Origin of the sequence: Actinoplanes regularis (assembly GCF_900188005.1) — a bacterium.
In the GTDB taxonomy this organism is placed as follows: Bacteria; Actinomycetota; Actinomycetes; order Mycobacteriales; family Micromonosporaceae; genus Actinoplanes; species Actinoplanes regularis.
In genome coordinates this window covers 250,617-274,970 of the sequence record NZ_FZNR01000002.1, presented here as the reverse complement: position 1 = coordinate 274,970, position 24,354 = coordinate 250,617, and the positions used below count along the sequence as shown (strand labels likewise).

The following is a 24,354-nucleotide window of genomic DNA, read 5'->3' as shown; positions in this document are numbered from 1 at the left end:
GTGCTCCGCCGGACAGGCCGCCGGTCGCCTTCGCGGAAACGTCGTCAGAGGTTGTTAGGGCTGAAGTGCATGTAGTCCTTGAGGGACTGCCAGCGGCCACCCCAGGAGAAGCCGTTCGTGGTGAAGGCCAGCTCGGCGCCGGAGCCGTGGATCATGCCGGTGCGGTAGGGGGCGCGGGGGATCCAGGGCTCGCTGTGCGGGGGATCCAGGTAGTCGCCCTTGATCATCGGGTTCTGCCGCGGGTTGACGTCGATGGCCAGGCCGTAGGCGTGCTGGGACCACTTCGTCGTCCCGGCGACGGTGCGGCACTCGTAGCCGCTGGTCAGGACCGTGCGGTCGGTCAGTTCGGGCATGTTCCTCGATACCGGCTCCATCACCATGATCGGGAAACGCCACTGGTAGAGCAGGGCGAAGGCCCTCTTCGTGGCCGGCACGATCGAGCGGTTCACGATCAGGCTGCCGTCGTGGACGACGCCGTTGAAGTCCAGGTATTTCACCCAGACCCGGCGCAGTGACAAGACCGGGACCGGGCACGCCTTGGTGGGGTCGCCGTTCGCCTCGGCCGCGGTGATCGTCTCCGACCAGGTGCTCCAGTCCGGCCAGGTCTGCTCGGCGGGGGAGAGGCGCACCGCGCCGTCCGGCCGCAGCACCGTGTCCGATGTGAACCCGTTCCACTGCTGCAACTCGTCGACCTCGAGGTGATAGCGGCGGGCGATCGCCCACAGCGTGTCTCCGGGCTCGATGATGTGCGCGGCCGGTGTCGCGGCGTGGGCGGGAACCACGGGCATGCACAGCAGCAGGGCGGCGAGCAGGCGTTTCAGCACGAGACAAAGGGTCCGGCCCCGGGCCCGGCGGCGCAGGCGAACGCCGGCAGGTGAACCCGGAAGGAGTCGCCGCCGGCATCCCGGCGAGGCGGCCCGTGCCCGGGTGGTCTCCGTCCTCGGCGGGCCTGGGGGAGGCCGTGCGGCGAATCAAGAACATTCAGGTTCTCGGAACTCCGGTCGAAGAGCAGACGTACAGACAGATACGGAGTGAGTGCGTTCGGTGATGGAATCCCCCCAGGTGCGCCCTGGCGCGCCGCACACCGCTGAGCTGGTCGGCCTCGAGGTGGTCGACGAGCTCGGCCGCGGCGCGTTCACCATGGTGCACCGGGTCCGGCGTGACGGCCGTGACTACGCGCTGAAGCGCCCGCTGACGGGCTCCGGCGGACACTCCGAGCTGCGGACCGTCTTCCAGCGCGAGGCCGCCATGCTGGCCTGCATCGACGACCCGGGCGTGGTCGGCGTGCACGCGGTCGGCGAGGTGGACGGTGTGCCCGCCCTGGTGCTCGAGCACCTGTCCGGCGGCTCCCTCTCCGACCTGCTGCTCTCCGGCGGGCTGAGCGAGGAGCGGACGGTCGCGCTGGCCGCCGAGCTGACCCGCGGGCTGGCCGCCGCGCACCGGGTCGGCCTGGTGCACCGGGACATCAAGCCGGAAAACGTGATGATCAGCAAGGACGGCCGGGCCAAGCTGATCGACTTCGGTCTGGCGCAGCTCGGCCGGGACGACGGCGCGGATTCCGACCAGGCGGTCGGCACTTTCCTCTACACCTCGCCGGAGCAGTCCGGCATGCTGCGCCGTCCGGTCGACGGCCGCTCCGACCTGTACTCGCTCGGCGTCGTGCTCTACGAATGCCTGACCGGTCGGCTGCCGTTCGAGGCCGACGACGTCGGTGAGCTGCTGCGGCTGCACCTGGCGGCTCCGGTTCCGGACGTACGCGAGCGGCGCCCGGAGGTCGACCCCGCGCTCGCCGCCGTGATCAATCGCCTGCTCGCGAAGGACCCCGACGACCGCTACCCGGACGCCGCCGGACTGCTCGTCGCCCTGCGGGAGTGCCCCGGCGGTGCGGCCGCCGAGGTGCCCGCGGTCAGCAAATGGCCGCTGTGCGGGCGGGACGCCGAGGCGGACCGCCTGGCCCGCCGCTGGGAGCGGGCCCGCGCCGGCGTCGGCGGCGTCGTGATGATCAACGGTGGTCCCGGCTCGGGCCGGACCCGGCTCGCCGAGCACGCCACGGGGCTGGCCGTCGCGGACGGGTGCCCGGTCATCTGGGTCACCGGCCGGCCGGACGAGCCGGCCCCGCTCGCCGCCGTTCGCGAGGCGGTCCACGCGTCGATGGCCCGGATCCGCCGGCTGCCCGAGAAGGCCCGCGCGTACCTCGAGCGCAACATCGTCGAAGCCGCGGCGGCCGCCGGCGTCGCTCAGGTGATCAAGCTCTTCGGTGACCTCGGCCTGCTCGAGGCGACCGGGCCGGCCGTCGCCGGCGACGAGCACGTCTTCGCGGCCGGCGCGACCTTCCTCGGCGAGGTGGCCCGCCGCGTCGGCGGCATGATCCTGGTCGTCGACGACGCGTACCTGCTGGACGCGGCGACCCGCAAGCTGGTCGCCGCGCTCGCCCCGGACCTGCCGGAACTCCCCCTGCTGGTGGTGCTGACCGGAACCGGTGACGACGAGAGCGCCCTGGACCTCGGCGTCCCCGGCACGCTGGAGCTGACCTGTACGCCCCTGCCCCCGCCAGTGGTGGCCGAGGTGGTCGCCTCCCGGCTGCCCGGCGCCACGGTACCGGCCGAACTGGCGCGACACGTCACGGTCCGCACCGACGGCACCCCGCTCGCCGTGGTCAGCTACCTGATGCGGCTGCTCGACGCGGGCCTGCTCGGCCCGCTCTGGGGCATCTGGCGGCTGGACACCGCGGGCGCCGACGCGCTGCCGTCCGGGGCCGGGGTCCGAGCCCTGCTCGCCGCCCGCCTGGGCGGCCTGTCCGAGCCGGTCCTCGACGTGCTCACCACCGCCGCCGTGGCCGGCGTCCGGTTCCGGCCGGAAGGTCTGCGCGGTGCCGGCGACACAGAGCTTCTGCAAGCGATCGAGGCCGGCCTCGAACGGCACGTGCTCGAGGCGCGTCCCGGCGGCTGGTACGCGTTCGTCCACCCGCAGTTACGCGACAACCTGCTCGCCCGGCTCGACGCCGGAGGTCTGCGCCGCCGCCACGCGGATCTGGCCGCGGCGTTGGAAGACCTGCCCGTGGAGCTGCGCGACGAGGCGCACGCGTACACCGTCGCCCGCCACTACCAGGGCGCCGGCGAGGCCGCTCCGGAGCAGGGGCGGCGGCGCAGCATGGCCGTGGCCGGCCTGCGGGCCCTCGCCGACCAGGCGCCCGCCGACGCCATCGGGTACCTCATCGAGGCGATCGACGGGGACCCGGCGCCGGGAACCGAGCTGCTGCACCCGCTGGCCCAGGCCTATCAGCGGGCGGGCCGGTTCGCCGAGGCCGACAAGACCCTGGACCGGGCGCTGGCCGCCGAGCCGGACCGGTTGCGGCGGGCCCGGCTGTACATCACCCGGATCGAGCTGAGCCATACGGCCTGGGACGACACCCGGGCCCTGGAGACGGTCCAGGACGCGCTCACCGAGCTGGGCCGGCCGTTGCCCGGGAACAAGCTGCTGCTGATCCTGTCGACGCTGGCCTACGCGTTCGCGGGCGGGGTCGTACGTCGTACCGGAATCGGATTTGGAAAGGCCGAAGGCCGGCGGCGCGAAGCGCTCGCCGTGTTGACCGCAGTGCTGGACGCGGGCGGCTACGCGGCCGCGATCGGGCTCCGGCTGCGTGAGGCGGGCATCCTCGCGCTCCGGGCGATGTACGCGGTGAACCGGCTCGGCCCCAGCCGCGAGTACGCCCGGGTGTACGCCCTGGCCGGCTATGTCCTGATGGTGATCAAGTTGCGCGGTGTCGGCGAACGCTGCCTGCGCCGCGCCGCCGCGGTCGCCGCCGAGCTCGGCGATCCCGCGCTGATCGCCTACGTCGAATGGGTGCACGGGTCCTCGATGCTGCTCGGCGGTTACGACGACGGCACCGCCTGGGAGAAGGCGGTCACCCAGAACGCCCGCTGGTACGAGCCCGCCCAGCTGCTGGTCGGTCACGCCTCCCAGGGCCTGCGCCTGCTGCTGCGCGGCTACCCCGGGGACGCCGGGCGCGAGTACGAGCGGGGCCTGCGGGGCGTGGCCGATCCGGCGCTGACCTACGGCACCTCGCTCGGCATGCTGAGCGCGATGATCCCCGCCTATCAGGGCCGGTTCGGCGAGGCGGCCAGCGCCCTGCAGCGGCTGCGCGAGGCGTTCCCGCCCGGCACCGGCACCCGCGTGCAGCGCGCCAACAATCTCACCGCGACCGTGTGCGTGCTGCTCGAACAGGGCGAGGTCGGCGAGCCGTTCGAGGCGGCGCTGGCCGAGTTCCGCGGGCTCGGGCTACGCCGCAAGGACCTGATGGTCCAGCACAAGTGGATCTTCGTCTTCCAGGCGCACGCCCGGCTGTTCCGGCTGCGGTCCGCCGCCGAGGAGGACCGCCCGGCCCGGCGCGCCGAAGCCGAAGCGGCGATCCGCGAACTCCGCCGGGCCGGTGGCTCGCCGCTGATCAAGTTCGCCCACGCGGCGATCCAGGCGTCGTACTGCCAGCTCGTCGGCGAGCACGAGCGCAGCATCAAGCTCGCCGACGAGACCGAGAAGCGGTCCCGCGCCGTGGACGCGCCGCTGGCGCAGTTCGAGCTGGCCCGGGTCCGGGCCCGCGCGCTGCGGGCGCTCGGCCAGATCCACGAGGCCGAACGGCAGGCCCGTTCCGCCATGGCCCTGGCCACCTACTACGGCTGGGAGCCGCGACGGCGGCAGGTCCGCACCGAGTTCGGCGTGGAGGAGGGGGCGAACACCCACCGGCGTACGGTCGCCGACCGCCGTGGCGTCGTTCCCGCGCACAACCGTCACCTGGAGGCGTTGCAGCAGATCAGCGCGGCTGCCGCCACCGTCCTCGACCCGCGGCAACTGGCCCAGGTCGCGCTCGACGAGATGCTGCGCATCCTGGGCGCCGAACGGGCGCTGTTCTTCCTGCTCGACGAGGCCGGCCAGCCGGTCCGGTTCGCCGGCCGGGACGTGCAGGGGGATCTCACCGACACCATCGAGTACGGCGCGACCCTGGTCGGCCGGGTCGCCGAGTCCGGTGAGGCGGTCGTGGTCACCGGAACCGAGCAGGGTGCCGCGCTCGGCTCGCGCAGCGCCGTCGTGCACGGCCTGCGCAGCATCCTGGTCGTCCCGGTGCAGTTCAAGGCCCGCCTGATCGGTGTCGTCTACCTGGACAGCCGCCTCGCCCGGGGCATCTTCACCGACGACGACGTCGACGTGCTCACCGCGATGAGCAGCCACATCGCGGTCTCCCTGGAGACCGCCCGGGCCGCCCAGCTGCACCTGGCCGTACGGGCCGCGCAACAGCAGCAGGCGCTCGCCGAGATGCTGCGCGCCAGCCTGGCCGAGCTGACCGCGATCCTGGAGCCGGACCGGCTGCTGCGCCGGCTCAGCGGCACCCTGCAGAGCACGCTCGGAGCCGCCTCGAGCTGCCTGGTCGCCCCCGGCGGCGAGGTCCTGGAACCCGCCGAGGTGGCCGGACTGCGGCTGACCCCGGAGGAGAACGCCCTGCTCGACGGCTTGACCGAGCCGGCCCTGCTGGACCCGGCCGGAACCGGTGGGCTGCGCGAGCGGCTGCTGGCCGGCGACCCGGTGGCCCTGGCCGTGCCGCTGGCCGGCCGGGACGGGCCGGCCGGGGTGGTCCTGCTCGGTGGTGGGCTGGACGACACCAGCCGGCAGGTGGCGGCGGCGCTGGCCACCCAGGGGATGACCGCGTACGACAACGCGCGGCTGTTCACCCGGGTGCAGGAGCTGGCCACCACCGACGAGCTGACCGGGCAGCACAACCGGCGGCACTTCTACGCGGTGGCGGGCGCGCTGGTGCAGGCCGCGGCCCGCAACGGCCGGCCGCTCGCGGCGGGGATGCTCGACATCGACAAGTTCAAGAGCGTGAACGACACGTACGGGCATGGCGTGGGCGACGAGGTGATCCGCACCGTGGCCGGCCGGATCCGGGCCGTGCTGCGGCACTCCGACGTGCTCGGCCGGTACGGCGGCGAGGAGTTCGCGATCGTGCTCCCCGATCACGAGGGCGAGGCGTTCGAACTCGCCGAACGGGTGCGGATGGCGGTCGGCGGCGAGCCGATCCCCACCCAGGCCGGTCCCCTCCCGATCACGATAAGCATCGGCCTGACTCGATTGGGTGAAGGCGATACCACGCTCGACGATCTTCTCGCTCGAGCCGATCACGCTCTGTACCGGGCAAAGCAGGCGGGCCGCAACCGAGTGATGTCCGACTGATCTGGAGATGCGCTGGTAAACGGGGTCGCCCCGCGTCGATCCGGGCCCTTATTATCTGTGCGCCTTTCCCGTGATCACGAGGTGCGCCGTGCGAAGTTTCTCCGTCCCTGAGCGGATCGGTGGCTTCGGCGTGCTCGTGGCCGGGGCCGCCCTAGCGTGGCCCACCGGGGTCGCCCGCGCCGGACTGGGCCTGCCCTGTCCGTTACGGACGATGACCGGTGTGCCCTGCCCCGGCTGTGGTCTCACCACCGCCGCCGTCGCGCTCGTGCGCGGGCAGGTCGTGACGGCGTTCCTGGCCAACCCCGTGATCTTCGGTCTGGCGGCTCTCGTGGTCGCCGCCGGCCCGCTCGTGGCGTTGCGTGCCGCGGGTGTGCTGACCCCGCCGAAACCGTGGTCGCCCGCCGGGCGGCGACGGATGGGATGGCTGGCCGGTCTCCTGGCCATGGCGAGCTGGCTCTTTCAATTGCACCGGCTCGGCGTGGGCTGGGCCCAGTAGAAGGACTTGACGAATGACATACCCCCCGCCCAACGACCCGTACGCCCAGGGGCAGCCGCCGTACGGCGGACAGCCTCCGTACGGCGCGCCCGGCTACGGCCCGGCCCCGGTCACCGGTTATGCGAGCTGGCTCCAGCGGGTCGGCGCGTACCTCATCGACGGCCTGGTCTCCGCGCCGTTCGGCATCCTGGCCTCGATCTTCGGCATGAGCACCGACGACGTGACCGGTCTGAAGACCCCGAACGCGATGTACTACGTCTTCCTCCTGCTGGGCTTCGTCGTCTCCGGCTACAACCGGTGGTACCTGGCCGGCACCACCGGCCAGAGCTGGGGCAAGAAGGCGCTCGGCATCCGCCTGGTGGACGCGAACACCGGCCAGGCCATCGGTGGCTTCAAGGCATTCGGCCGCGACATCTGCCACATCGTCGACGCCATCATCTGCTACATCGGCTTCCTGTTCCCGCTCTGGGACCAGAAGAAGCAGACCCTCGCCGACAAGATCGTCAGCACGGTCGTCGTCAAGTAATCCCTGGTAAGTGGTCGGCGGTCCGCGCCGGCTGAAGCGTGTTGAGAGGCCCCGTCGGTGTTGGCGCCGGCGGGGCTTCCGCGTTCCCGGGCCGTCGAGTGTGACCGGCCTTCACCATGCGACGACCAGCTGTGGCCCGATGCCGCCCAGGCGTAAGTCGATCTCGTGCGTGGTACCCACAACGGCGCTGCCGGGTGCTCGCCGGCCACCGCGCGCTTCTGGTCACCGCTCCGGCCGCCGCCTGCGGTCTGCGGGTGGGCGCTGATGCTCGCCGGCCACCGCCCGCTTCTGGTCACTCTCCCGGCTGCCGCTTGCGGTTCGGGGTGGGGGCGTTTGCTTGCCGGAGGTACGGCGGGATTGCGGAAACTTGCGGTTCAGCTGTGCTGATGGTCGTGTCCCGGCCCGGGATACGACCGCCAGGCTCAGCCGAGCCACTCCGGCTGGGCCACAGCGCCCCAACAGCGGCAGCGATACGACCATGACAACGAGCCGCGCCACCGGCCGCAACCCACCGGCACACCGCATGGCGACCAACCTCGGCCATCCGCACACCCGCAGGCAACCCCCGAGGGGCCGTGACCTCGCCCGAGATCAACTTGGATTACGTGGCATCGCGCCGGTCGCGATGTGTTCCGGAACCGAAATGACCTCGACCTACGATGCCGGTGTGAAGTAGCCATGATTAACGGTTGTAAATACTTAACATATTGTTCTCGGTGAGAAGCGATATTCGTCGCCGCATTCGGTGTAGGTTCAATTCCGAGCTGATTCGGGCACGTCCGGATGAAGATCCGTCCGGTTGCCCATCCCTGCGCCTGCGGGAGATCCTCGCGGCGATTGGTGGAAAAGGATTCGAAAATGCGTAGTGTGCTGCTGGCCGCCCTCGTCCCGGCTGTGTTCGTTCCCGGCGTCGCCCATGCCGAGCCGGTTTCCGGCATTTCCGCGGCGGTGCCTCCGGTCGGCGTCGCCCAGGCCGCGCCGGTCTCCGGCATCGCTTCGGCGCCCGTCGCCGGCGTCGCCTCGTTCAGCATGACCGACATCCTCGGTACCTACGGGTTCGGTCGCGCCGCCACCATCGGCGCGGCCGGCGAGGCGGCCGGTGTCTGGTCCGCGCCGACCACCCACACCGGCTTCGGTGGAGAGGATCTGGTGATCACCTACACCCCGTCCTTCAGCCCCGCCGCCACCGAGCGCACGGTCTACACCGCCCGGTACAACGAGGTCACATACCCGCAGGCGGAGTGCGAGCGGGTCGGCGCCGACGGCGTCGCCAAGCACGTCTGGGTCTCCTACCGCTGCCGCAGCGGTATCGCCCCGAGCTACACCCTGCTGGTCCGGTGAGTCCGCAGCCGCATCCGGGCGCCGACGATCAGTGGGCTCCCCGGCCGCGGTCGGGTGTCGCCGAGCCGTGGACTCCCGATGAGCCGCTGACCTCCCGGTCGTCATCCGGTGCGGATGATCCGCCGACGGCCGAAAGAATCCCGAAATCGGAGCGGGTGGAAAGCAGCGCGTTCCGCCCTGATGCCGATCTCGGTCACCGTTTCGACCGGGTCGGCCGTTGACCGACCTTTCCGCGCCTTGCTGAATTCCTGCGAGGTTTTCGGCGGGCCGCGGTCGAGAATAAAAATTCTTATCTTTTGACCTTCCTGGGGGGAGCCCGGTTTCCGTCGTCACCCGGCGGCGGAAACCGGGCCAGGCTTGTTTTCGCAGGTCGCCCGAAAATGCCAAACAACGTTCGTCCGGTACGACCCCGGACGCTCGGTCCGCCAGGGGCACATTGTGTTCTCCCGGCCGTGTTCTCGTGGCCCGGATATTTGCGGTGAGCGGGTGGGATTACGCCCGGACGGGTCGCTTTCGGTTGGCAGGTGGCCGAGCGGGACCCGATGGATGCCACGGTGACGACCAGCGGGTGGCCGGTCGTCACCGCTCGCCGAAGGGTCAGTGGGCCGCCTGGACCCGCCCGGTGACCTCACCGAACGACAGCCGCGAGCCGTCCGCGGCGGGAGCGCTCGCGCTGATCGTGATCTCGTCACCGTCCTCCAGGAACGATCGCGTCGAACCGTCCGGCAGTGCCAGCGGCTCCGTGCCGTTCCAGGACAGCTCGATCAGCGAGCCCCGCTCCTCGCGGGTGGGTCCGCTCACCGTCCCCGACGCGTACAGATCCCCGGTGCGCAGTGAAGCCCCGTTCACCGTCATGTGCGCCAGCTGCTGAGCTGCGGTCCAGTACATCCCCCGGAACGGCGGCCGGCTCACGACGGCCCCGTTCAACCGGACCTCCAGCGTCAGATCCAGCCCCCACGGCTCGTCGCCGTCCTCGAGGTAGGGCAGCAGCGCCTCGTCCCGCACCGGCGGCTTCACCCGTGCCGCCGACAGTGCCGCCAACGGCACCACCCACGGCGACACCGAGGTCAGGAACGACTTGCCCAGGAACGGCCCGAGCGGCACGTACTCCCAGGCCTGCAGGTCCCGCGCGGACCAGTCGTTGACCACGCAGACCCCGAAGACGTGCGACGCGAAGTCCCGCACCGGGACCGGCGTCCCGAGCGCCGACGGTGCCCCGACGACGAACCCGATCTCCGCCTCGATGTCCAGCCGCCGCGACGCCACGAAGACCGGGCCTTCCGGGGACTGGGCCTGGCCCTGCGGCCGCACCACCGGCGTGCCGGAGAGCTGCACCGTCCCGGCCCGCCCGTGGTAACCGATCGGCAGGTGCTTCCAGTTCGGGGTGAGCGCCGGCGAGCCGGGCCGGAACATTCGCCCGAGGTTCTCCGCGTGGTCCCGTGAGCTGTAGAAGTCCACGTAATCCGCGACCTCGAAGGGCAGGCGCAGGGTCACCGACGCGCGGGGCAGCAGGTGCGGCGTGATCCGGTCCTGATGAACCGGATCGGTCAGCCACGCGGTGATCATCGAGCGCAGGGAGGCCCATGACTCCGGTCCCTGCGCCATGAAGGCGTTGAGTGATCCGGTCGCGTGCACGGGGTCTCCGGTCAGCCCGGCCAGATCGAGCACGTGGTCGCCGATCGCCACGCCGGTGCGCGCGTGCTCCGACGACGGCGAGGTGAACACCCCGTAGGGCAGGTTCGTGATCCCGAATCCGGTGGATGCGGGCAGGTCGAGCCAGGTCATACGGTGATTCTCTCCGGGAGCAGGCCGAGTTGGACGAGATCGTGCACAGGGTCCGCGACATCGCACGTACCGAAGGAGGTGAAGACGGACCGCGCCCGGGCGGCCCGCGACGGTGACCAGTCGCGCAGCTCGGCCGAGACGGCGACGGCGTCGGTACGCCGCAGCTGAACCTCGGCGGAGTCGGGGTCGTCGGCGGCGAGCAGCACGTTGAGGAACCCGTGATGGTCGAAACCGGTCGCCGGGTCGGTGTGCCGGATCGCGTGGTGCAGCCCGGCAGTGCATTTGAACGCGACGCCCCGCTCGGCGCAGGCGCGGATCGTCCCGGCCAGCTCGGCGGGGGACGGGAACAGGTCGACACGGAGTCCACCGGTGCGGAGCTTGGCCCGGCATCCGGTGCCCGCGAGCACGTCGAGCACCTCGTCCCGGCTGTCCGTACGCGGCACCTCGATCGCCGTGGGCAGCTCCGGCGGCAACGAGTCCGCCATCGTCCGTACCGCCGATCGCGCTTGTGCGGCGTCGACCGCGACCGTCGTCTCGACCGCGACCAGCCGCAGCGCCGGATTCCTCCGGATCGCGTCGACCGCGGCCGGCAGGTCCGCCGGCGCGGTGGTCAGCGCGATCTCCAGCGGCGGACCGTCAGTCCCGAGGTGTGCGCCCACCTCGGCCAACCGCGCCGCGGGCAGCACGAACGGCCCCACCAGGTCGCCCTGCCGCCGCAGCCAGGCCGGCACCGCGACGGCCATCGGCGCGTTCCCGGGCGGGAAGAGCGCCGCGTCGTCGAAGAGTCGCGTGAACAAGTCGCCGAAGCCGGTCCCGGTCATGCGGACGGGCCGCGGCCGGACCAGGACCAGGCATAGCGCCCGTCATCCGCGACCAGCCCGGCCTCGCCGAGATCGAGCGGCCGGAACGTGTCCACCATGACCGCGGTCTCGTCGAAGAAGTCCACCCCGAGTGAGCCCTCCACCGCCCCGGGCTGCGGCCCGTGCGAATGCCCGCCCGGGTGCAGCGAGATCGACCCCTTCCCGATCCCGGACCCCTTGCGCGCCTCGTAGTCGCCGTCGACGTAGAACATCACCTCGTCCGAGTCGACGTTCGAGTGGTAGTACGGCACCGGCACCGCGAGCGGGTGGTAGTCGACCTTGCGGGGTACGAAGTTGCAGATCACGAAGTTCTGCCCGGCGAAGACCTGGTGCACCGGCGGCGGCTGGTGCACCCGCCCGGTGATCGGCTCGAAGTCGGCGATGTTGAAGACGTACGGATACAGGCAGCCGTCCCAGCCGACCACGTCGAACGGATGCTCCGGCACGACGTGGACGGTCCCGCCGCCACGGTGCTTCACGTAGATCTCGACATCCGTCCCCTCGGCCAGCAGCGGCTCCGACGGCGCGCGCAGGTCCCGCTCGCAGTACGGCGAGTGCTCCAGGAACTGCCCGTACCGGCTGAGGTAGCGCGCCGGCGGGGCGATGTGCGAGCTCGCCTCGATCGCGTAGGTCCGCAGCGGCTCAGGACCGTCCGGAATCCACCGGTGCGTGGTGGTCCGCGGGATGATCACGTAGTCGCCCCGGCCGACGGTGAGCGCGCCGAACACCGTCTCGACGGTCGCGCTGCCCCGCTCCACGAAGACGCATTCGTCGCCGACGGCGTTGCGGTAGTACGGGGACGTCTCGGTGGAGACCGCGTACGAGATCCGGACGTCGGCGTTCCCCAGGACCAGGCGCCGCCCGGTGACCGGGTCGGCCTCCTTGTACTCCAGGTCGTGCAGCTTCAGGTGCCGAGGGACGAGCGGGATGTTCGGGGTCAGGGTCTGGTCGGGCAGCTGCCACGGCCGGGCGTCGACGATCGCCGACGGGATGCCGCGGTGGTACAGCAGCGACGAATCGGAGGAGAAGCCCTCCTCACCGACCAACTCCTCCGCGTACAGCCCGCCGTCGGGGCGGCGGTGCTGGGTGTGCCGCTTCGGCGGGATACTGCCCACCTGCCGGTAGAACGTCACGCGTATGACCTCCGAGGTTTCCCGCGGACCACCTCGGCGGATCGCGCCGTGGTGGTCCAGGATCGTGCGGTCGTCACCAACGGTGGCGGTGACAACCGGCGTGCTACGGAATTTACGAGGTGGTAACAGGCGGCACAAGGGAACGCGGAGATTCGCACGGTATTGCGAGCCCGGTAGCCTGACGTGCGGGAAGGGGACAACGTGCCGAAGATCGTCGATCACGACCAGCGGCGTTCCGAGATCGTGGAGGCGTTTCTGGCGGTTGTCGCGCGCGATGGCCTGTCCGCCGCGACCAGTCGCGCGATCGCCGCCGAGCTCGGGATCGGCACCGGCGCGCTGTGGCACTACTTCGACGGGTTCGACGAGGTGGCGGCCGGGGCGTACATGCGGATCACCGAGCGGACCAACGACCGGATCGCCGCCGCCACCGCCGGCCTGCGCGGTCTCGACGCGTTCTACGCGATGATCCGCGAGATCCTGCCGCTGACCAAGGAGACCCGGGACGAGGCGTTCGTGGTGGTCGCCTTCTGGGGCCGGCTCGCCGCCAACTCCAAGATCGACCAGTCCCGGGCCGACGTGGGCGACAACTGGGGCGGCCAGATCGCGGGCCGCCTGGCCGAGGCGATCGAGGACGGCGTGTTGACCGCGACCATCCCGATCCCCGAGGTCGTCGAGGTGGTCCTGATGATCTGCATCGGGCAACAGGTCAGTGCGGTGATGGCCGACCCGATGGTCGACGCCGGCCGCCGGCTCGCCATGATCGACCACTGCCTCAGCCCCTGGCGCCCCTGACCCACCGACCTCGCGCGTCACCAGCACGGTGCTCGCCGGTTACGTAAGGTGATCCGGGTGGGGACCACCTTGAACGCCGCGAAGACCCGGGAAGCGACGCGCAACGCAGCCCGGATCTCCCTGCAGACCCTGCTGATCCTGCTGCTGGCCTACGTGCTGCTCCGGCTGCTGGGGCTCGTCTGGTCGGTGCTCTGGCCGGTGGTCGTGGCGCTCCTGCTGACCACGCTCACCTGGCCGCCGATGCGCTTGCTGCGTAACCGGGGATGGTCGCCCGCGCTGGCCGCCTCCACGGTCACGGTGCTCTTCCTGATCCTGGTCGGAGGCGTCATCGTGTTGATCGCGGTGCCGGTCTCGGCGCAGGGCGGCAAGCTGGCCCAGGGCGTGATGGAGGGCATTCAGACGGTCCGGGACTGGGCTTCCGGTCCGCCCCTGAAGATCAGCGACGCCGACGTCAACAGCGGCCTGAACACCGCGGCGGACAAGCTGCAGCACAGCGTGGGCAGCATCGCGAACGCCACCCTGACCGGGGTGGGCACCGTGGTGAACGGCCTGGTCACGACGATCCTCGCGCTGTTCCTGATGTTCTTCTTCCTCAAGGACGGGCCGCGGTTCCTGCCCTGGCTGAGCCGCCAGCTGCCGGGCCGGCTCAGCGTCGACCTGCCGGAGATCGCGACCCGCGGCTGGAACACGCTCGGCTCGTTCGTCCGCTCGCAGGCGTTCGTCGGCCTGCTCGACGCGGTCTTCATCGGCCTCGGCCTGTGGATCACCGGGGTTCCGCTGGTGCTGCCGCTGGCCGTGCTGACGTTCGTCACCGCGTTCGTCCCGATCGTCGGCGCGGTCTTCGCCGGCCTCGTCGCGGTGCTGATCGCGCTGGTCTTCAACGGCTGGGTGAAGGCGCTGATCGTGCTCGGCATCGTCCTGCTGGTGCAGCAGTTGGAGGGCAACATCTTCCAGCCGATGATCCAGAGTCGCGGGCTCGGCCTGCACGCCGGCGTGGTGCTGCTCTCGGTGACCCTCGGCGGCAACCTGGCCGGGATCGTCGGGAGCCTGCTCGCCGTCCCGGTCGCGGCTCTGGTCGCGGTCGTCTGGAACTACCTGCGGGAGCAGCTCAGCGACCCACCGCCCGTCGTCGACGATCCGGCGGAGGAGGAAGCGGTCCAGGAGGTCCTGAAAGACGCCACCGCCGGGTGATCCCGCGCCGCAAACCCCAAGACCCTTTCCCCGGTACGACCATGGACTCCCGTGGTCAGGCCTCTCGGCCGAGCGCTGTGCGAGCGGGTTCGACGCCACGCTCGCACAGCGCTCGGGCCGAGAGGCCCGCGGACGGGACTCCACCGGTCGTACCGGGGAATGGGGTTGAGCTCTGTGGTCTTTCTATTGGGTCACTTGAGGTAGGTGGTGTCCGTGCCGATCTTGCCGGGGGCGGGGTTGCCCGTCTGGTCGAGGACGTAGACGCGGAGGTTGCCCTTGGCGCTCAGGGAGATGGTCAGCGAGCCGCCGGTGACCACCTTCCGGTCGCCGGTGACCGTGTCGACGTAGGTGCCGTTCGGGATTCCGCTGAACGTCGCGCTCCCGGAGACCGTGATCAGCGCGAAGCTGTCGACGCTGCCCGAGGTGTAGCGGCGCTTGTAGGCCATGTTGCCCGAGACGCCCTCGGTCGAGTACTGCCCCATCTGCAGCGCCGGCACCGCACGGCGGATCTGGTTGAGCCGCTGCAGGTGCTTGACCAGCGGCTTGGACAGCGTGGTCGCCACGTTGCCGGTCGCTGACGAGACCACCCCGAAGTCGCTCGCGGTGACCGTGCCGCTGACGTTGTCGCCGTAGTAGGCGCGGCCGGTCGTCGCCAGCGGGCAGGTCGGGCCGCAGTCGATCTGCTTGCCGGCCTGGAACTCGATCTCCGACCCGTAGTAGAGCGTCGGGATCCCGCGGAACGTCCACATCAGCGACAGGTTCTCGGCCCAGGCGTCGGTGCCGCCGGAGTAGCGGGTCGAGGACTTGTTCGGGCCGTAGTCGTGCGAGTCGACGTAGACCGTGTTGTACGTGGCGTCGTTGACCGAGTCGTCGGAGTCCTTGCCGTTGCTGAACGCGTTCTGCGCGTCACTGAAGTTCATGTGCATGCGCATGTCGATGATGTTCATGCCGGAGAACTGGCTGTGGTCCGGCGCGTGGTAGGCGTTCCCGTTCAGGAACGCGTTCGTGCTGGTCGGCTGGTTCCCGGTGCCGAGGTTGTTCTCGTAGTTGAACTGCTCGAGCGCCGCGGCCACGTCGTCGTCGGAGTAGGTCGTGCGCTCCTTCCAGGTGTAGAACTGCGCGGAGTGGTTGACCGAGCCGCGGTTCCACTTGTCGTTGACGAACGCCGCGACCTCGCCGAAGACGTAGAAGTCGTTCGCCTTGGTCGCGCCGTACTTCTGCACCAGGTGGTCGTGGAGCGCGGGCAGGAAGCGCCGGTTCCAGGTGACCCGGGGGATGTGCACGGCGGTGTCGATCCGGAACCCGTCCACGCCCATGTCGATGTACTTGTTGTACGCGTCGATCAGGTACTTCTGCACCGTCGCGTTCTCGGTGTTGAAGTCCGCCAGGTCCTCGTGCAGCCAGCAGGACCGGGCGTCCTCACCCTCCCAGTTCCCGATCCAGCACTGGTGGTACAGCGTCGACGGGAACATCTTCGCGGTCGGTGACGGCCACTGGCAGTTGTAGAGCGTGTAGCCCTCCTTGCTCTTCGCGCCGGTGGGCGTGCCGTAGTTCGGGCAGGTGTTGCCCGCCGGCGCGGTGCTGCTCCACAGGTCGCCGTTGTACGGGTAACCCGCGCTGTTCTCCTCGAGCGGGTTGTACTGCTTACCGGCCACCTTCTCGCTGTAGTACCAGCTCCACTGGCTGTCCCGGACGCCGTAGACGGTCGGCGTGAACAGCCCGTTCGCGCCCCACCGGGAGCTGTGGTTGTAGACCACGTCCTGGTAGATCTTCAGGCCCTTGGCGTGCGCGGAGTTGATCAGATCCTGGTACGACGCACCGGTCGACTCCAGCCGCGGGTCGACCCGGTAGAAGTCCCAGCCGTGGTAGCCGTGGTAGTCGTAGTCGGACCGGTTCAGCACCACCGGCGTGATCCAGATGGCGGAGAAGCCCAGCCCCTTGATGTAGTCCAGCTTGTCGACGAGCCCCTTGAAGTCGCCGCGGAACATCGGGTCGCTGTTCGCCGCGTTCCCGGAGGCCACGTTCTGGCTGCCACCGCGGTCGTTACCGGTGTCGCCGTCGTAGAAGCGCGCGGTCAGCACGAAGTAGATGCTGTCCTTGCGCGGGTCCCCGCCGAGCATCTCGCCCTGCGTGACCGGCGCGGCGTCGCCGGTGGTCACGGTCGCCGCCGCGCTCGCCGCCGAGACGTTGCCCGCGGCGTCGAGAGCCTTGACCGTGTACGTGTACGAGGTGTTCGCCGTGAGCCCGCGGTCGGAGTATCCGTTCGTCGAGCTGGAGAGCGTGGTCGAGCCCCGGCTGATCTGGTAGCCGACCACCCCGACGTCGTCGGTCGAGGCGGTCCAGGAGAGCGTGACCGTGGTGTTCACCGCCGTCGCGGTGAGCCCGGCCGGCGCGCTCGGCGCGGTCGTGTCGGCCGGCGCGGTGACGCACGGGCTGGCCGCGTTCGCGGTCACCACCCCGGCGTTCACTGTGGAGACCCCGGTCGCCAGCGAGTAGTTCTTGCCGGAGTTGTTGTCCCAGGTGCCGGCCCCGTTGTTGAACGTGGCCTGCCAGGTGGTGGCGGTGCCGAGGCTGACCGTCTCCCGGACCCAGCCGGTGCACGCCTGCTCGTCCATCACCACACCCGGCACCGTGGTCCAGGAACCACCGGTCGGCGCCCAGTGCAGGTACGTCGTGGTCCAGCCGGTCTTGTAGTAGACGGTCGCGGTGTTGGTCGCCGAGGTCGAGCACGGGGCGGTCGAGCTGACCGCGCCGCCGGTGATGGTGACCGTGCCGGTGCCGACGCTGTAGTTGGCGCCGGAGTTGTTGTCCCAGGTGCCGGAGCCGTTGTTGAAGACGACCTGCATCCCGGCGGCGGTGCCGAGGTCGACGTCCTTCTGGTACCAGCCGCTGCAAGAACTTGCGGTCATCGCGACGCCGGGAACCGTGGTCCACGAGCCGCCGGTCGGCGCGTAGTGGAGGTTCACGGTGGTCCAGGACGCCGACGGTTTGTAGTAGACGGTCACCGAGTTCGCCGCGCGTGCCGCGGGTGCGTTCAGCACCAGCAGGGGAAGCACGCAGAGCACGGCGAGTGCTCTTCGAATGAATGCGGACATGGGGATCCTCCAGAGCCATGGGGGACGGCGCTGCGCGGGGCGTGACAAGCCGGAAACCCAGCGTTCACGTGTGAACGGAAGGTAGCAAGTTCTTTCATCTCTTGAAAGAGCTTCCCGTCAATGTGCCAAGGGGTGGCTTGCATCCTGTGCGGCGGCTGTGAGTCCACTGTGGTTCACGCCCCTCGGGCAGGGGCTGCGAGTCCACAGTGGTCGGCGTAACGTCGGCGGCCATGAGTGACCTAATCGAAAGACGTCTCTCGGGGCTGCTCGCGGCCGGTGCCACCGCGCTGCTCGCGGTGGCCGGCCTGTCGGCTCCCGCCTACGCGGGCGGCGGTGCGGCGAGTCCCGGTGCGGCCGGAATCGGCGACCGGCTGTACCCGCTGCTCGGCAACGGCGGATATGACGTGCAGTACTACGACCTCCGGATCCGCTATCCCAAGAAGGATCCGAAGCAGACGGTCAGCGGCGACGTGACGATCACCGCGATCGCCACGCAGAACCTGTCCCGCTTCGACCTCGACTTCGGCGGTGACTCGGTCGGCAAGGTGTCCGTCAACGGCCGCCCGGCGAAGTTCAGCCGCTCCGGCGACGAACTGGTCATCACGCCCAGCCGTCACCTGTCCAAGGGCAAGCGCTTCTGGGTCACGGTCAGCGGCTTCACGACCACGCCGATCCCGGCCAACGCCGACTCGCCGGCCGGCTTCGTCACCACTCCGGACGGCACGATCATGGCCGGTCAGCCGGACCAGTCGCACGCGCTGTTCCCGAGCAACGACCACCCGCGCGACATGGCCACGTACACCATCTCGATGACCCGCCCGGCCGGCTGGACCGCGGTCGCCAACGGGGTGCACGTCGGCGAGCGCAGCCGTGGCGGCAGGGTCACCTCTGTCTACCGCGAGTCGAAGCCGATGGCGGGTGAGCTGATCCAGCTCGCGGTCGGCGACTTCACCGTGCAGCGGCGGCGGCCGGTCGGCGGCGTGCCGATCCGCGACGTGGTGCCCACCCGGCTCGCCGCGGACCTGCTGCCCAAGGCCGACGTCGAGCGGTCCCAGCTGGCCTGGATGGTGGGCAAGGTCGGGCGGTACCCGTTCGAGCAGTACGGCTCGCTGGTGATCGACACCGATCTCGGCTTCGCGCTGGAGACGCAGACCCTGTCGCTCTACGACACCGGCCTGTTCGGCTACCCGAAGTTCGTCCTCGACCCGATCATGGCGCACGAGCTGGCCCACATGTGGTTCGGCGACAGCGTCGCGCCCTGGCAGTGGAGCGACGTCTGGCAGAGCGAAGGTCACGCCACCTGGTACGAGCTGAACTACGCCGCCGAGCACGGCCAGTTCGAGGACTACACCGGGCAGCCGGACCTGGAGACCTACTTCAAGGCCGTCTACTCCGCCGGCGACGTGTACCGGGCGCGGTTCGGGCCGGTCGCCCGGCCGCTGAAGTCCGACTCGATCTGGGACGTCTTCAACCCCAATGTGTACGACGGTGGCGCGCTCGTCCTCTACGCCCTGCGGCAGAAGATCGGTGCGAAGGCGTTCGACACCCTGGAGCGCACCTGGGTCGCCAAGTACCGCGGTAAGTCGGCCTCGACGCAGGACTTCATCGCGCTCGCCTCGAAGGTCGCACACAAGGATCTGCGCGGCTTCCTGAACGACTGGCTCTACGGCACCGCCACCCCGCCCATGCCCGGCCACCCGGACTGGACGGTCAAGGCGCCCACGGCCTCCGTGGCCGGGACGCTCTCGGCGGGTCCGTCGCGGGTGCACCTCCGCCGCTGAGCACATTGGTCCGTAACCCGGTGGCCCGGTCGTTGCCTTTCCCGGCCGGGCCACAGTAACGTGATCACCGTCACCATCGAGGGGGCATGGCATGATCTAGGAGGCATGGCATGCGGGTTGCGGGCAAGACCCTGGTGGTGACCGGTGCGGGCGGCGAGATCGGCCGCGCGATCACGCTGGAAGCGGTGCGACGCGGGGCCCGGGTGGCCGCCGTCGACGCCGACCCGGACGCGCTGCGGGAGACCGCCCGTCAGGTCGTGGCGCCGCCGCTGCTCTCCACCCACGTGGCCGACGTGGCCGACCCGGCCGGGGCCGCGGGGCTGCCCCCCGTGGTGATCGAGCGCTGGCAGTTGCTGGACGGGCTGATCCACTGTGCCGGAGCCGTCCCCGGCATCGACCACCGGCCCGGGACGCTGCACCTCGCCAGGACCTTCCTGCCGCTGCTGCGGCTGCGGCCGCAGGCGCACCTGGTCGGCGTCGTGCCGGCCTACCGGCAGGCCGTCCACGGGGCTGCCAAGGCCGCGGTCGAACAGTTCGCCGAGGGTCTGCGCGCCGAGTGCGCCGGGACGAACGTGCATGTCACCGCCGCTTTCCTCGTCGACGAGGCGGGCGTCGTGAAGGGGGCGTACCGGGCTGCCCGGGAGATCCTCGACGGCATGGAACGGAACGTGGCCCGGGTGCGGGCCGGCTCGGAAACGCCCCTGCTGGACCGGCTCGGACTCACCCGCGCCGCCCGACCGGCCTGAGCCGGCGCCACCCTGGCTAGAACTCGATGGTCACCAGCATGGTCATCAAGATCAGGCTGAGTGCACCGCAGATCAGGCCCGTGATCGCCTGTGCGCGGCCGTGACGGGCCGGGGCGCGCAGGGACTTGGCGCCGAGTATCACGGCGGCGATCGCGCTGAACAGGGCCGGCATGCCCAAGAGGATGAGCAGCGGCAGGGACGCGAGACCGGCGATCATCGAGAACAGCGGCAGCCGGCTGCCCGGAGCGGCCGCGGGTGGGGCGGCGGAGTCCGGCTGGGTGAGCGCGGATGACGGCAGGTCGTGCACCACGGCGGAGAGGTCGCCCCAGGTGCGCGACTCGTAGGCCTGCCGGGACCGTTCGCTGAATTCCTCGATCGTCAGACGGCCCTCGGCGGTCGCCGTGCTGAGCCGCGCGACGATCGCCTCCCGGTCGGCGTCCGAGACTCGGACATGCGGCGAGGGATACATGCCCGAAAGGCTACCGGTGCGAACCCGCCCGAAACCTCCACCGCTCGGGTGATTACGTGATCTTGATGACTTCGGATGCCCGCTCTGCCCTTTTTCAGGGATTATGTGGCCGGGGACTGGGCGCGTCGGCTTGACAGCACGCGACAGAATCCGAGGACTTCAATGCCATGCATACGGGGGTTTGACCATGGCAGGCGTACCGAACCGTATCCGGCCGTCGGAATCGGGCCCGTGCTGAGCCGCCGGGCGGTCCTGCGCACCGCCGCGGCCGGCGCCGTCGGTGTGCTGGCCGGAGCGGTCGGCGCCCGGGAGATTCCGCACCGGCTGGGGCTGGACCGGCCCCCGGTCGCCGGTGGGTACGCCGCCGCGGCCGACGTGCTCGACTCGGTGCGCCACGCGAGCGTGGCGGTCCGGTACTACGTGGAGACCACCGAGCCGCTGGTGGCGTTCACCTTCGACGACGGGCCGGCACCGCACTGGACGCCGATGGTCCTCGACGCGCTGGACGCGGCCGGTGTTCCCGCCACCTTCTTCATGGTCGGCAGCCAGTTGGAGCGCAACGCCGACCTGGTCCGCGGGCGGATGGACCGGCACGCGATCGGCAACCACACCTGGGCGCACGACGACCTCGCCACGCTCGACCTCAACGGCGTCCTGCGGTCGTTGCAGCGCACCGAGGACGAGATCAAGCGGCAGTTCGGGCGGCCGGTCAGCCTGCTGCGGCCGCCCTTCGGGCACATCGGTGGCTCCACCCTGCTGGCCGCCGATCGGATGGGCTACGACGTGGTGCTCTGGTCAAAGGCGATGCGCGAGAAGATGTACCACAACGACCCGGCCGGGCAGGCGCTCGACATCGTCGAGTCGGTCCGGCCCGGCTCGATCATCCTGGCCCACGACGAGGGTGACGACCGGCGGCTGGTGACGATCCGGGGCCTGGCCGCGATGTTCGACGGCCTGCGCAAACGCGGTTTCCGGATGGTCACCGTCCCCGAGCTGATCGCCTCGGCCACCGCCGCGGGGTCGGGAAAGCAGTGATCCCACCGGGTCACGCCACGAAGTAGCCGTTCTCCAGGTAGTAGGCGGCGCCGTCGGCCCGGGCGCGGACCGCGGCGATGACCCGGCGGGCCAGCGTCTCCGGCAGCAGGGCGATCACGTCCTGCTGCGTGCACCAGGCCCAGCTGCGCAGCTCGGTGGCGGGCAACCGGATCCGCGATGTCTGCTCGGGGGTCGGCACGCCAGCGTCGTAGATCATCATCAGGCTCTCGGTGAAGTCGCCCATGGGCGGAACCCAGTCGGTGACCAGGAGCCGGCCCACCGGAACCAGGACTCCGAGTTCTTCCCGGAGCTTGCGGATCGTCGCCGCGTGCGGCGACTCGCCGGTCTCCACCGCGCCACCGGGCATCGCCCAGTGTGGATGGTTGGTCGGCTCGACCAGCAGGACGCGCCCGAACTGGTCGGAGAGCAGAGCGCCGGCGCCCATCCGCTTTCGCGAGAGCGTTGCGATGTAGTCGCTCGCGGTCACGGGGTCAGGGTAGACCCGGCCACGACGTATTGGGAGGCAGCAATGTTACGAGAAGTGATGCGGGAGTTGTGCGTTTCACTGCCAGTCGCTGACTTCCCCTCTCGTCGTAGCGCCGTCACCGTCCGGCGTTCCGTAGTCGTCGCTGTCCGTGTTCTCGGGGTCGGTACCGCCGGTTCCCCCTCACCTGCGCAGAGCGCTGGTGAAGTGCGCCAGGGATTCGGTGACCGGGGGAGCCAGGCCGACGCCCACGAGGCGGTGGTCCGCACCGGGCACGATCCGCAGGGTCACCGGGGCTCCCTGGACGGCCAGGTGGTCGTGCAGTTCCTGGCTCTGCGCGGCCGCGACCACCCGGTCCTCGGCGCCGTGGACCAGCAGCATCGGCGGCGCCTCGGGGGAGACGTAGCCGACCGGGCTCGCCGGCACCACCTCGCCGGGCAGATCCCGCACCGGGCCGGACCAGACCACCGCCGCCTGCACGGCGTCCGAGATCTCCGGGATCCCGTTGCGGCCGGAGAGGGCCGGGTCGGGGTCGTCGCCGGTCAGGGCGGTGAGGGCGGCGAGGCGGCCGCCCGTGTGCTCGCCCCAGACGCCGAAGCGGGACGGGTCCAGGCCCAGCCGGGCGGCGTGCTCGCGGAGCCAGCGGACCGCCGTCTTGACGTCGTGCAACTGGGCGGGGAAGCGGGCCTCTCCGCTGAGCCGGTAGGCCACCCGGGCCACCGCGAAACCGGCGGCCAGGGTGCGCTCGGTGATCCGGCCGGCGGCCGAGGGCTCCTCGTCGCCGGGTGACCGCTCGCCGCCGTGGATCCAGATGATCAGCGGGCAGGGGTGGGCGGGACCGGCCGGGCGGAACAGATCCAAAGTCAGCGGCCGGCGGTCGGGGAGCTCCGCGATCGAGACGTTCCGCCAGCACAATCGATCACCTTCGGTGACGGGAGGGGTGGTCGGGTCGTTGCACGTTGCAGGAGGCATATCGGCGGTCACGATCTCACCTCGTACCAGAAATGCCGGCGGCGGCAAGGGTCGAAGGCGGTGGTGTACCGGAAAGATGCTTCAGGTCTGTGACACTCCCGGCAAAACGGAAATGTCCGTTTAAACTTTTGCAACACGTGATACTTGCCGCGATGTTGCCCAGACCTGGAGGAAGATCGATGCCTCGTCGCCCGCCCGGCGCCGGCTGCCCGCCGACGTCGGCCCGCTCTCAGGAAGCACAGGAAGGCATAGACACCTACGAGGCCGTGACAACCGTCCGGCCATCTGCTGTTCACCTCCTGTTAACCACAAATATGAACGATTCTGCAACATGTCGTTAAAGGTCGTGTATATCGCCGGGTGGGGTCGCAGCGGAACCACCATCGTCGACAACATCCTGAATTCGTACGACGATGTCTTCTCCACCGGAGAGCTCTTCTATCTGTGGAGTCGCGGCCTGATCGAAGGTCGTAAATGCGGATGTGGCCTGGTCTTTCCCAGGTGTCGTCTGTGGGCGGACATTCTCGACACCGCGTTCGGTGCCGACCGGCCCGACCCGGAGCGGATCTCCCGCCTGCAGCGCGACGCGATCCGGGTCCGCCACACCCCCGCGCTCACCGGCGCGGTCGCCACCCCGGAGGCGGAGGAGTACCGGGCGCTCACCAACCGGCTCTACCACGCGATCGCCGAGGTCACCGGCGCCCGCCTGATCGTCGACTCGTCGAAGGTGCCCTCGGCGGCCGCGCTGCTTCCCGGGATGTCCGGGGTCGAGCCGTACCTGCTGCACATGATCCGCGACCCGCGCGCCGTCACGCATTCCTGGATGCGCGCGAACCCGCGGGTGGACCGGAAGATGACGGCGATGATGCACCAGGAGGCGCCGGTCGCCAGCACCATGCACTGGCTGGTCCGCAACACCCTCGTCGAGCGGCTGGCCGGCGCGTACGGAGGCCGGTACCGGCTGCTGCGCTACGAGGACTTCGTAGCCGCGCCGCGGCGGGCCGTCGAGAGCTTGCTGGACTTCGCCGGGATGCAGGTCGCCGGCGGGCCGTTCGTCGACGAGAGCACGGTGTGTCTCGAGGCGAACCACACGATCGCCGGAAACCCCGGGCGATTCCGCACCGGTGAGGTCGCGCTGCGGCTGGACGACCGGTGGCGCGAGGAGCAGACCGCGGGGCCGCGCCTGACGGCGACGGCGTTGGCGCTTCCGCTGCTGCACCGGTACGGGTACCGGACCCGGACGAGCCGTCCCAACCGTCCCGTGCGCCAGGGCTCGGTGAACGTGCTCGCTGGCGATGCGCTCCTGACCGTCCCGCACGCCGGGGTCCGGTGAGCGTGCCGGCAGGTTCGACGGTCTTCTGACCGGGCACCGCTTGTTGAATTGGGGCCGCTTCGGCGGCCCCTTTTTCTGTCTGCTGGTGAACCG

18 protein-coding genes are annotated in these 24,354 nt (G+C 70.3%); 10 read left to right on the top strand and 8 right to left on the bottom strand.

Annotation, left to right across the window (positions count from 1 at the left end; translation table 11 throughout):
* Window positions 1-44 precede the first annotated feature (44 nt).
* A complete protein-coding gene (locus tag CHC09_RS06395; protein WP_239138199.1) occupies window positions 45-824 on the bottom strand; it encodes a M15 family metallopeptidase in 780 nt (259 codons plus the stop codon).
* Window positions 825-1,047: 223 nt separating this feature from the next.
* Here CHC09_RS06395 and CHC09_RS06390 point away from each other — a divergent pair, with 223 nt between their 5' ends.
* The 4 genes from CHC09_RS06390 to CHC09_RS06375 all read left to right on the top strand — a co-directional run bounded on the left by CHC09_RS06390 (window position 1,048) and on the right by CHC09_RS06375 (window position 8,585).
* Window positions 1,048-6,222, top strand: a complete 5,175-nt coding sequence (locus tag CHC09_RS06390; protein ID WP_239138203.1) for a diguanylate cyclase — start codon at window positions 1,048-1,050, stop codon at window positions 6,220-6,222.
* A gap of 88 nt (window positions 6,223-6,310) precedes the next feature.
* The gene (locus CHC09_RS06385) at window positions 6,311-6,718 is read left to right on the top strand and encodes a DUF2752 domain-containing protein (protein ID WP_089292054.1); all 408 of its coding nucleotides are present in this window, start codon (window positions 6,311-6,313) and stop codon (window positions 6,716-6,718) included.
* Window positions 6,719-6,731: 13 nt separating this feature from the next.
* Window positions 6,732-7,244 (top strand): RDD family protein, encoded by a 513-nt coding sequence (locus tag CHC09_RS06380; RefSeq protein WP_089292053.1) that lies wholly within the window; start codon window positions 6,732-6,734, stop codon window positions 7,242-7,244.
* A gap of 858 nt (window positions 7,245-8,102) precedes the next feature.
* The gene (locus CHC09_RS06375; RefSeq protein WP_143232225.1) at window positions 8,103-8,585 is read left to right on the top strand and encodes a hypothetical protein; all 483 of its coding nucleotides are present in this window, start codon (window positions 8,103-8,105) and stop codon (window positions 8,583-8,585) included.
* A 597-nt stretch (window positions 8,586-9,182) separates the two neighbouring features.
* Here CHC09_RS06375 and fahA read toward each other — a convergent pair.
* From fahA to CHC09_RS06360, 3 genes are read right to left on the bottom strand one after another with little or no spacing between them, the layout of a single operon-like run.
* The gene (gene fahA / locus CHC09_RS06370) at window positions 9,183-10,370 is read right to left on the bottom strand and encodes a fumarylacetoacetase (protein WP_089292051.1); all 1,188 of its coding nucleotides are present in this window, start codon (window positions 10,368-10,370) and stop codon (window positions 9,183-9,185) included.
* The gene (locus CHC09_RS06365) at window positions 10,367-11,167 is read right to left on the bottom strand and encodes a hypothetical protein (protein ID WP_203833061.1); all 801 of its coding nucleotides are present in this window, start codon (window positions 11,165-11,167) and stop codon (window positions 10,367-10,369) included. The genes fahA and CHC09_RS06365 overlap by 4 nt, the downstream gene beginning before the upstream one ends.
* Window positions 11,168-11,187: 20 nt before the next feature.
* A complete protein-coding gene (locus tag CHC09_RS06360; RefSeq protein ID WP_089292049.1) occupies window positions 11,188-12,363 on the bottom strand; it encodes a homogentisate 1,2-dioxygenase in 1,176 nt (391 codons plus the stop codon).
* Window positions 12,364-12,564: 201 nt separating this feature from the next.
* Between CHC09_RS06360 and CHC09_RS06355 the strand changes: the two genes are divergently transcribed.
* Window positions 12,565-13,155, top strand: a complete 591-nt coding sequence (locus tag CHC09_RS06355; protein WP_089292602.1) for a TetR/AcrR family transcriptional regulator — start codon at window positions 12,565-12,567, stop codon at window positions 13,153-13,155.
* 57 nt (window positions 13,156-13,212) lie between these two features.
* On the top strand, window positions 13,213-14,346 hold the full coding sequence (locus tag CHC09_RS06350) for an AI-2E family transporter (protein WP_089292601.1): 1,134 nt from the start codon (window positions 13,213-13,215) through the stop codon (window positions 14,344-14,346).
* Between the two features lie 191 nt (window positions 14,347-14,537).
* Here CHC09_RS06350 and CHC09_RS06345 read toward each other — a convergent pair whose 3' ends face one another.
* Entirely contained in the window at window positions 14,538-17,441 is a 2,904-nt protein-coding gene (locus CHC09_RS06345) for a carbohydrate binding domain-containing protein (protein WP_089292048.1), read from the bottom strand.
* 230 nt (window positions 17,442-17,671) lie between these two features.
* Between CHC09_RS06345 and CHC09_RS06340 the strand changes: the two genes are divergently transcribed.
* Window positions 17,672-19,222, top strand: coding sequence for a M1 family metallopeptidase (locus CHC09_RS06340; RefSeq protein WP_089292047.1), 1,551 nt, complete (start codon window positions 17,672-17,674; stop codon window positions 19,220-19,222).
* A gap of 110 nt (window positions 19,223-19,332) precedes the next feature.
* The gene (locus CHC09_RS06335) at window positions 19,333-19,968 is read left to right on the top strand and encodes an SDR family NAD(P)-dependent oxidoreductase (RefSeq protein ID WP_089292046.1); all 636 of its coding nucleotides are present in this window, start codon (window positions 19,333-19,335) and stop codon (window positions 19,966-19,968) included.
* A gap of 16 nt (window positions 19,969-19,984) precedes the next feature.
* On the opposite strand, the gene CHC09_RS06330 is transcribed toward CHC09_RS06335, so the two are convergent.
* The gene (locus CHC09_RS06330) at window positions 19,985-20,437 is read right to left on the bottom strand and encodes a DUF1707 and DUF4190 domain-containing protein (RefSeq protein WP_089292045.1); all 453 of its coding nucleotides are present in this window, start codon (window positions 20,435-20,437) and stop codon (window positions 19,985-19,987) included.
* Window positions 20,438-20,668: 231 nt separating this feature from the next.
* On the opposite strand from CHC09_RS06330, the gene CHC09_RS06325 reads away from it, so the two are divergent.
* A complete protein-coding gene (locus CHC09_RS06325; protein WP_089292044.1) occupies window positions 20,669-21,472 on the top strand; it encodes a polysaccharide deacetylase family protein in 804 nt (267 codons plus the stop codon).
* Between the two features lie 10 nt (window positions 21,473-21,482).
* On the opposite strand, the gene CHC09_RS06320 is transcribed toward CHC09_RS06325, so the two are convergent.
* Window positions 21,483-21,959 carry an NUDIX domain-containing protein gene (locus CHC09_RS06320; RefSeq protein ID WP_239138200.1) on the bottom strand — a complete coding sequence of 159 codons (477 nt, stop codon included), beginning with the start codon at window positions 21,957-21,959 and terminating at the stop codon, window positions 21,483-21,485.
* Between the two features lie 180 nt (window positions 21,960-22,139).
* Window positions 22,140-22,871: an alpha/beta hydrolase gene (locus CHC09_RS06315; protein ID WP_179276966.1), complete on the bottom strand. Its 732-nt coding sequence runs from the start codon at window positions 22,869-22,871 to the stop codon at window positions 22,140-22,142.
* Between the two features lie 388 nt (window positions 22,872-23,259).
* Between CHC09_RS06315 and CHC09_RS06310 the strand changes: the two genes are divergently transcribed.
* Window positions 23,260-24,261, top strand: coding sequence for a sulfotransferase (locus tag CHC09_RS06310; protein WP_089292041.1), 1,002 nt, complete (start codon window positions 23,260-23,262; stop codon window positions 24,259-24,261).
* The last annotated feature ends 93 nt before the right edge of the window (window positions 24,262-24,354 follow it).

Coding starts and splice junctions, on each gene's coding strand:
- CHC09_RS06310 (WP_089292041.1), top strand. CDS start 23,260: ATGTCGTTAAAGGTCGTGTATATCGCCGGGTGGGGTCGCAGCGGAACC.
- CHC09_RS06380 (WP_089292053.1), top strand. CDS start 6,732: ATGACATACCCCCCGCCCAACGACCCGTACGCCCAGGGGCAGCCGCCG.
- CHC09_RS06390 (WP_239138203.1), top strand. CDS start 1,048: ATGGAATCCCCCCAGGTGCGCCCTGGCGCGCCGCACACCGCTGAGCTG.
- fahA (WP_089292051.1), bottom strand. CDS start 10,370: ATGACCTGGCTCGACCTGCCCGCATCCACCGGATTCGGGATCACGAAC.
- CHC09_RS06375 (WP_143232225.1), top strand. CDS start 8,103: ATGCGTAGTGTGCTGCTGGCCGCCCTCGTCCCGGCTGTGTTCGTTCCC.
- CHC09_RS06340 (WP_089292047.1), top strand. CDS start 17,672: ATGAGTGACCTAATCGAAAGACGTCTCTCGGGGCTGCTCGCGGCCGGT.
- CHC09_RS06335 (WP_089292046.1), top strand. CDS start 19,333: ATGCGGGTTGCGGGCAAGACCCTGGTGGTGACCGGTGCGGGCGGCGAG.
- CHC09_RS06330 (WP_089292045.1), bottom strand. CDS start 20,437: ATGTATCCCTCGCCGCATGTCCGAGTCTCGGACGCCGACCGGGAGGCG.
- CHC09_RS06345 (WP_089292048.1), bottom strand. CDS start 17,441: ATGTCCGCATTCATTCGAAGAGCACTCGCCGTGCTCTGCGTGCTTCCC.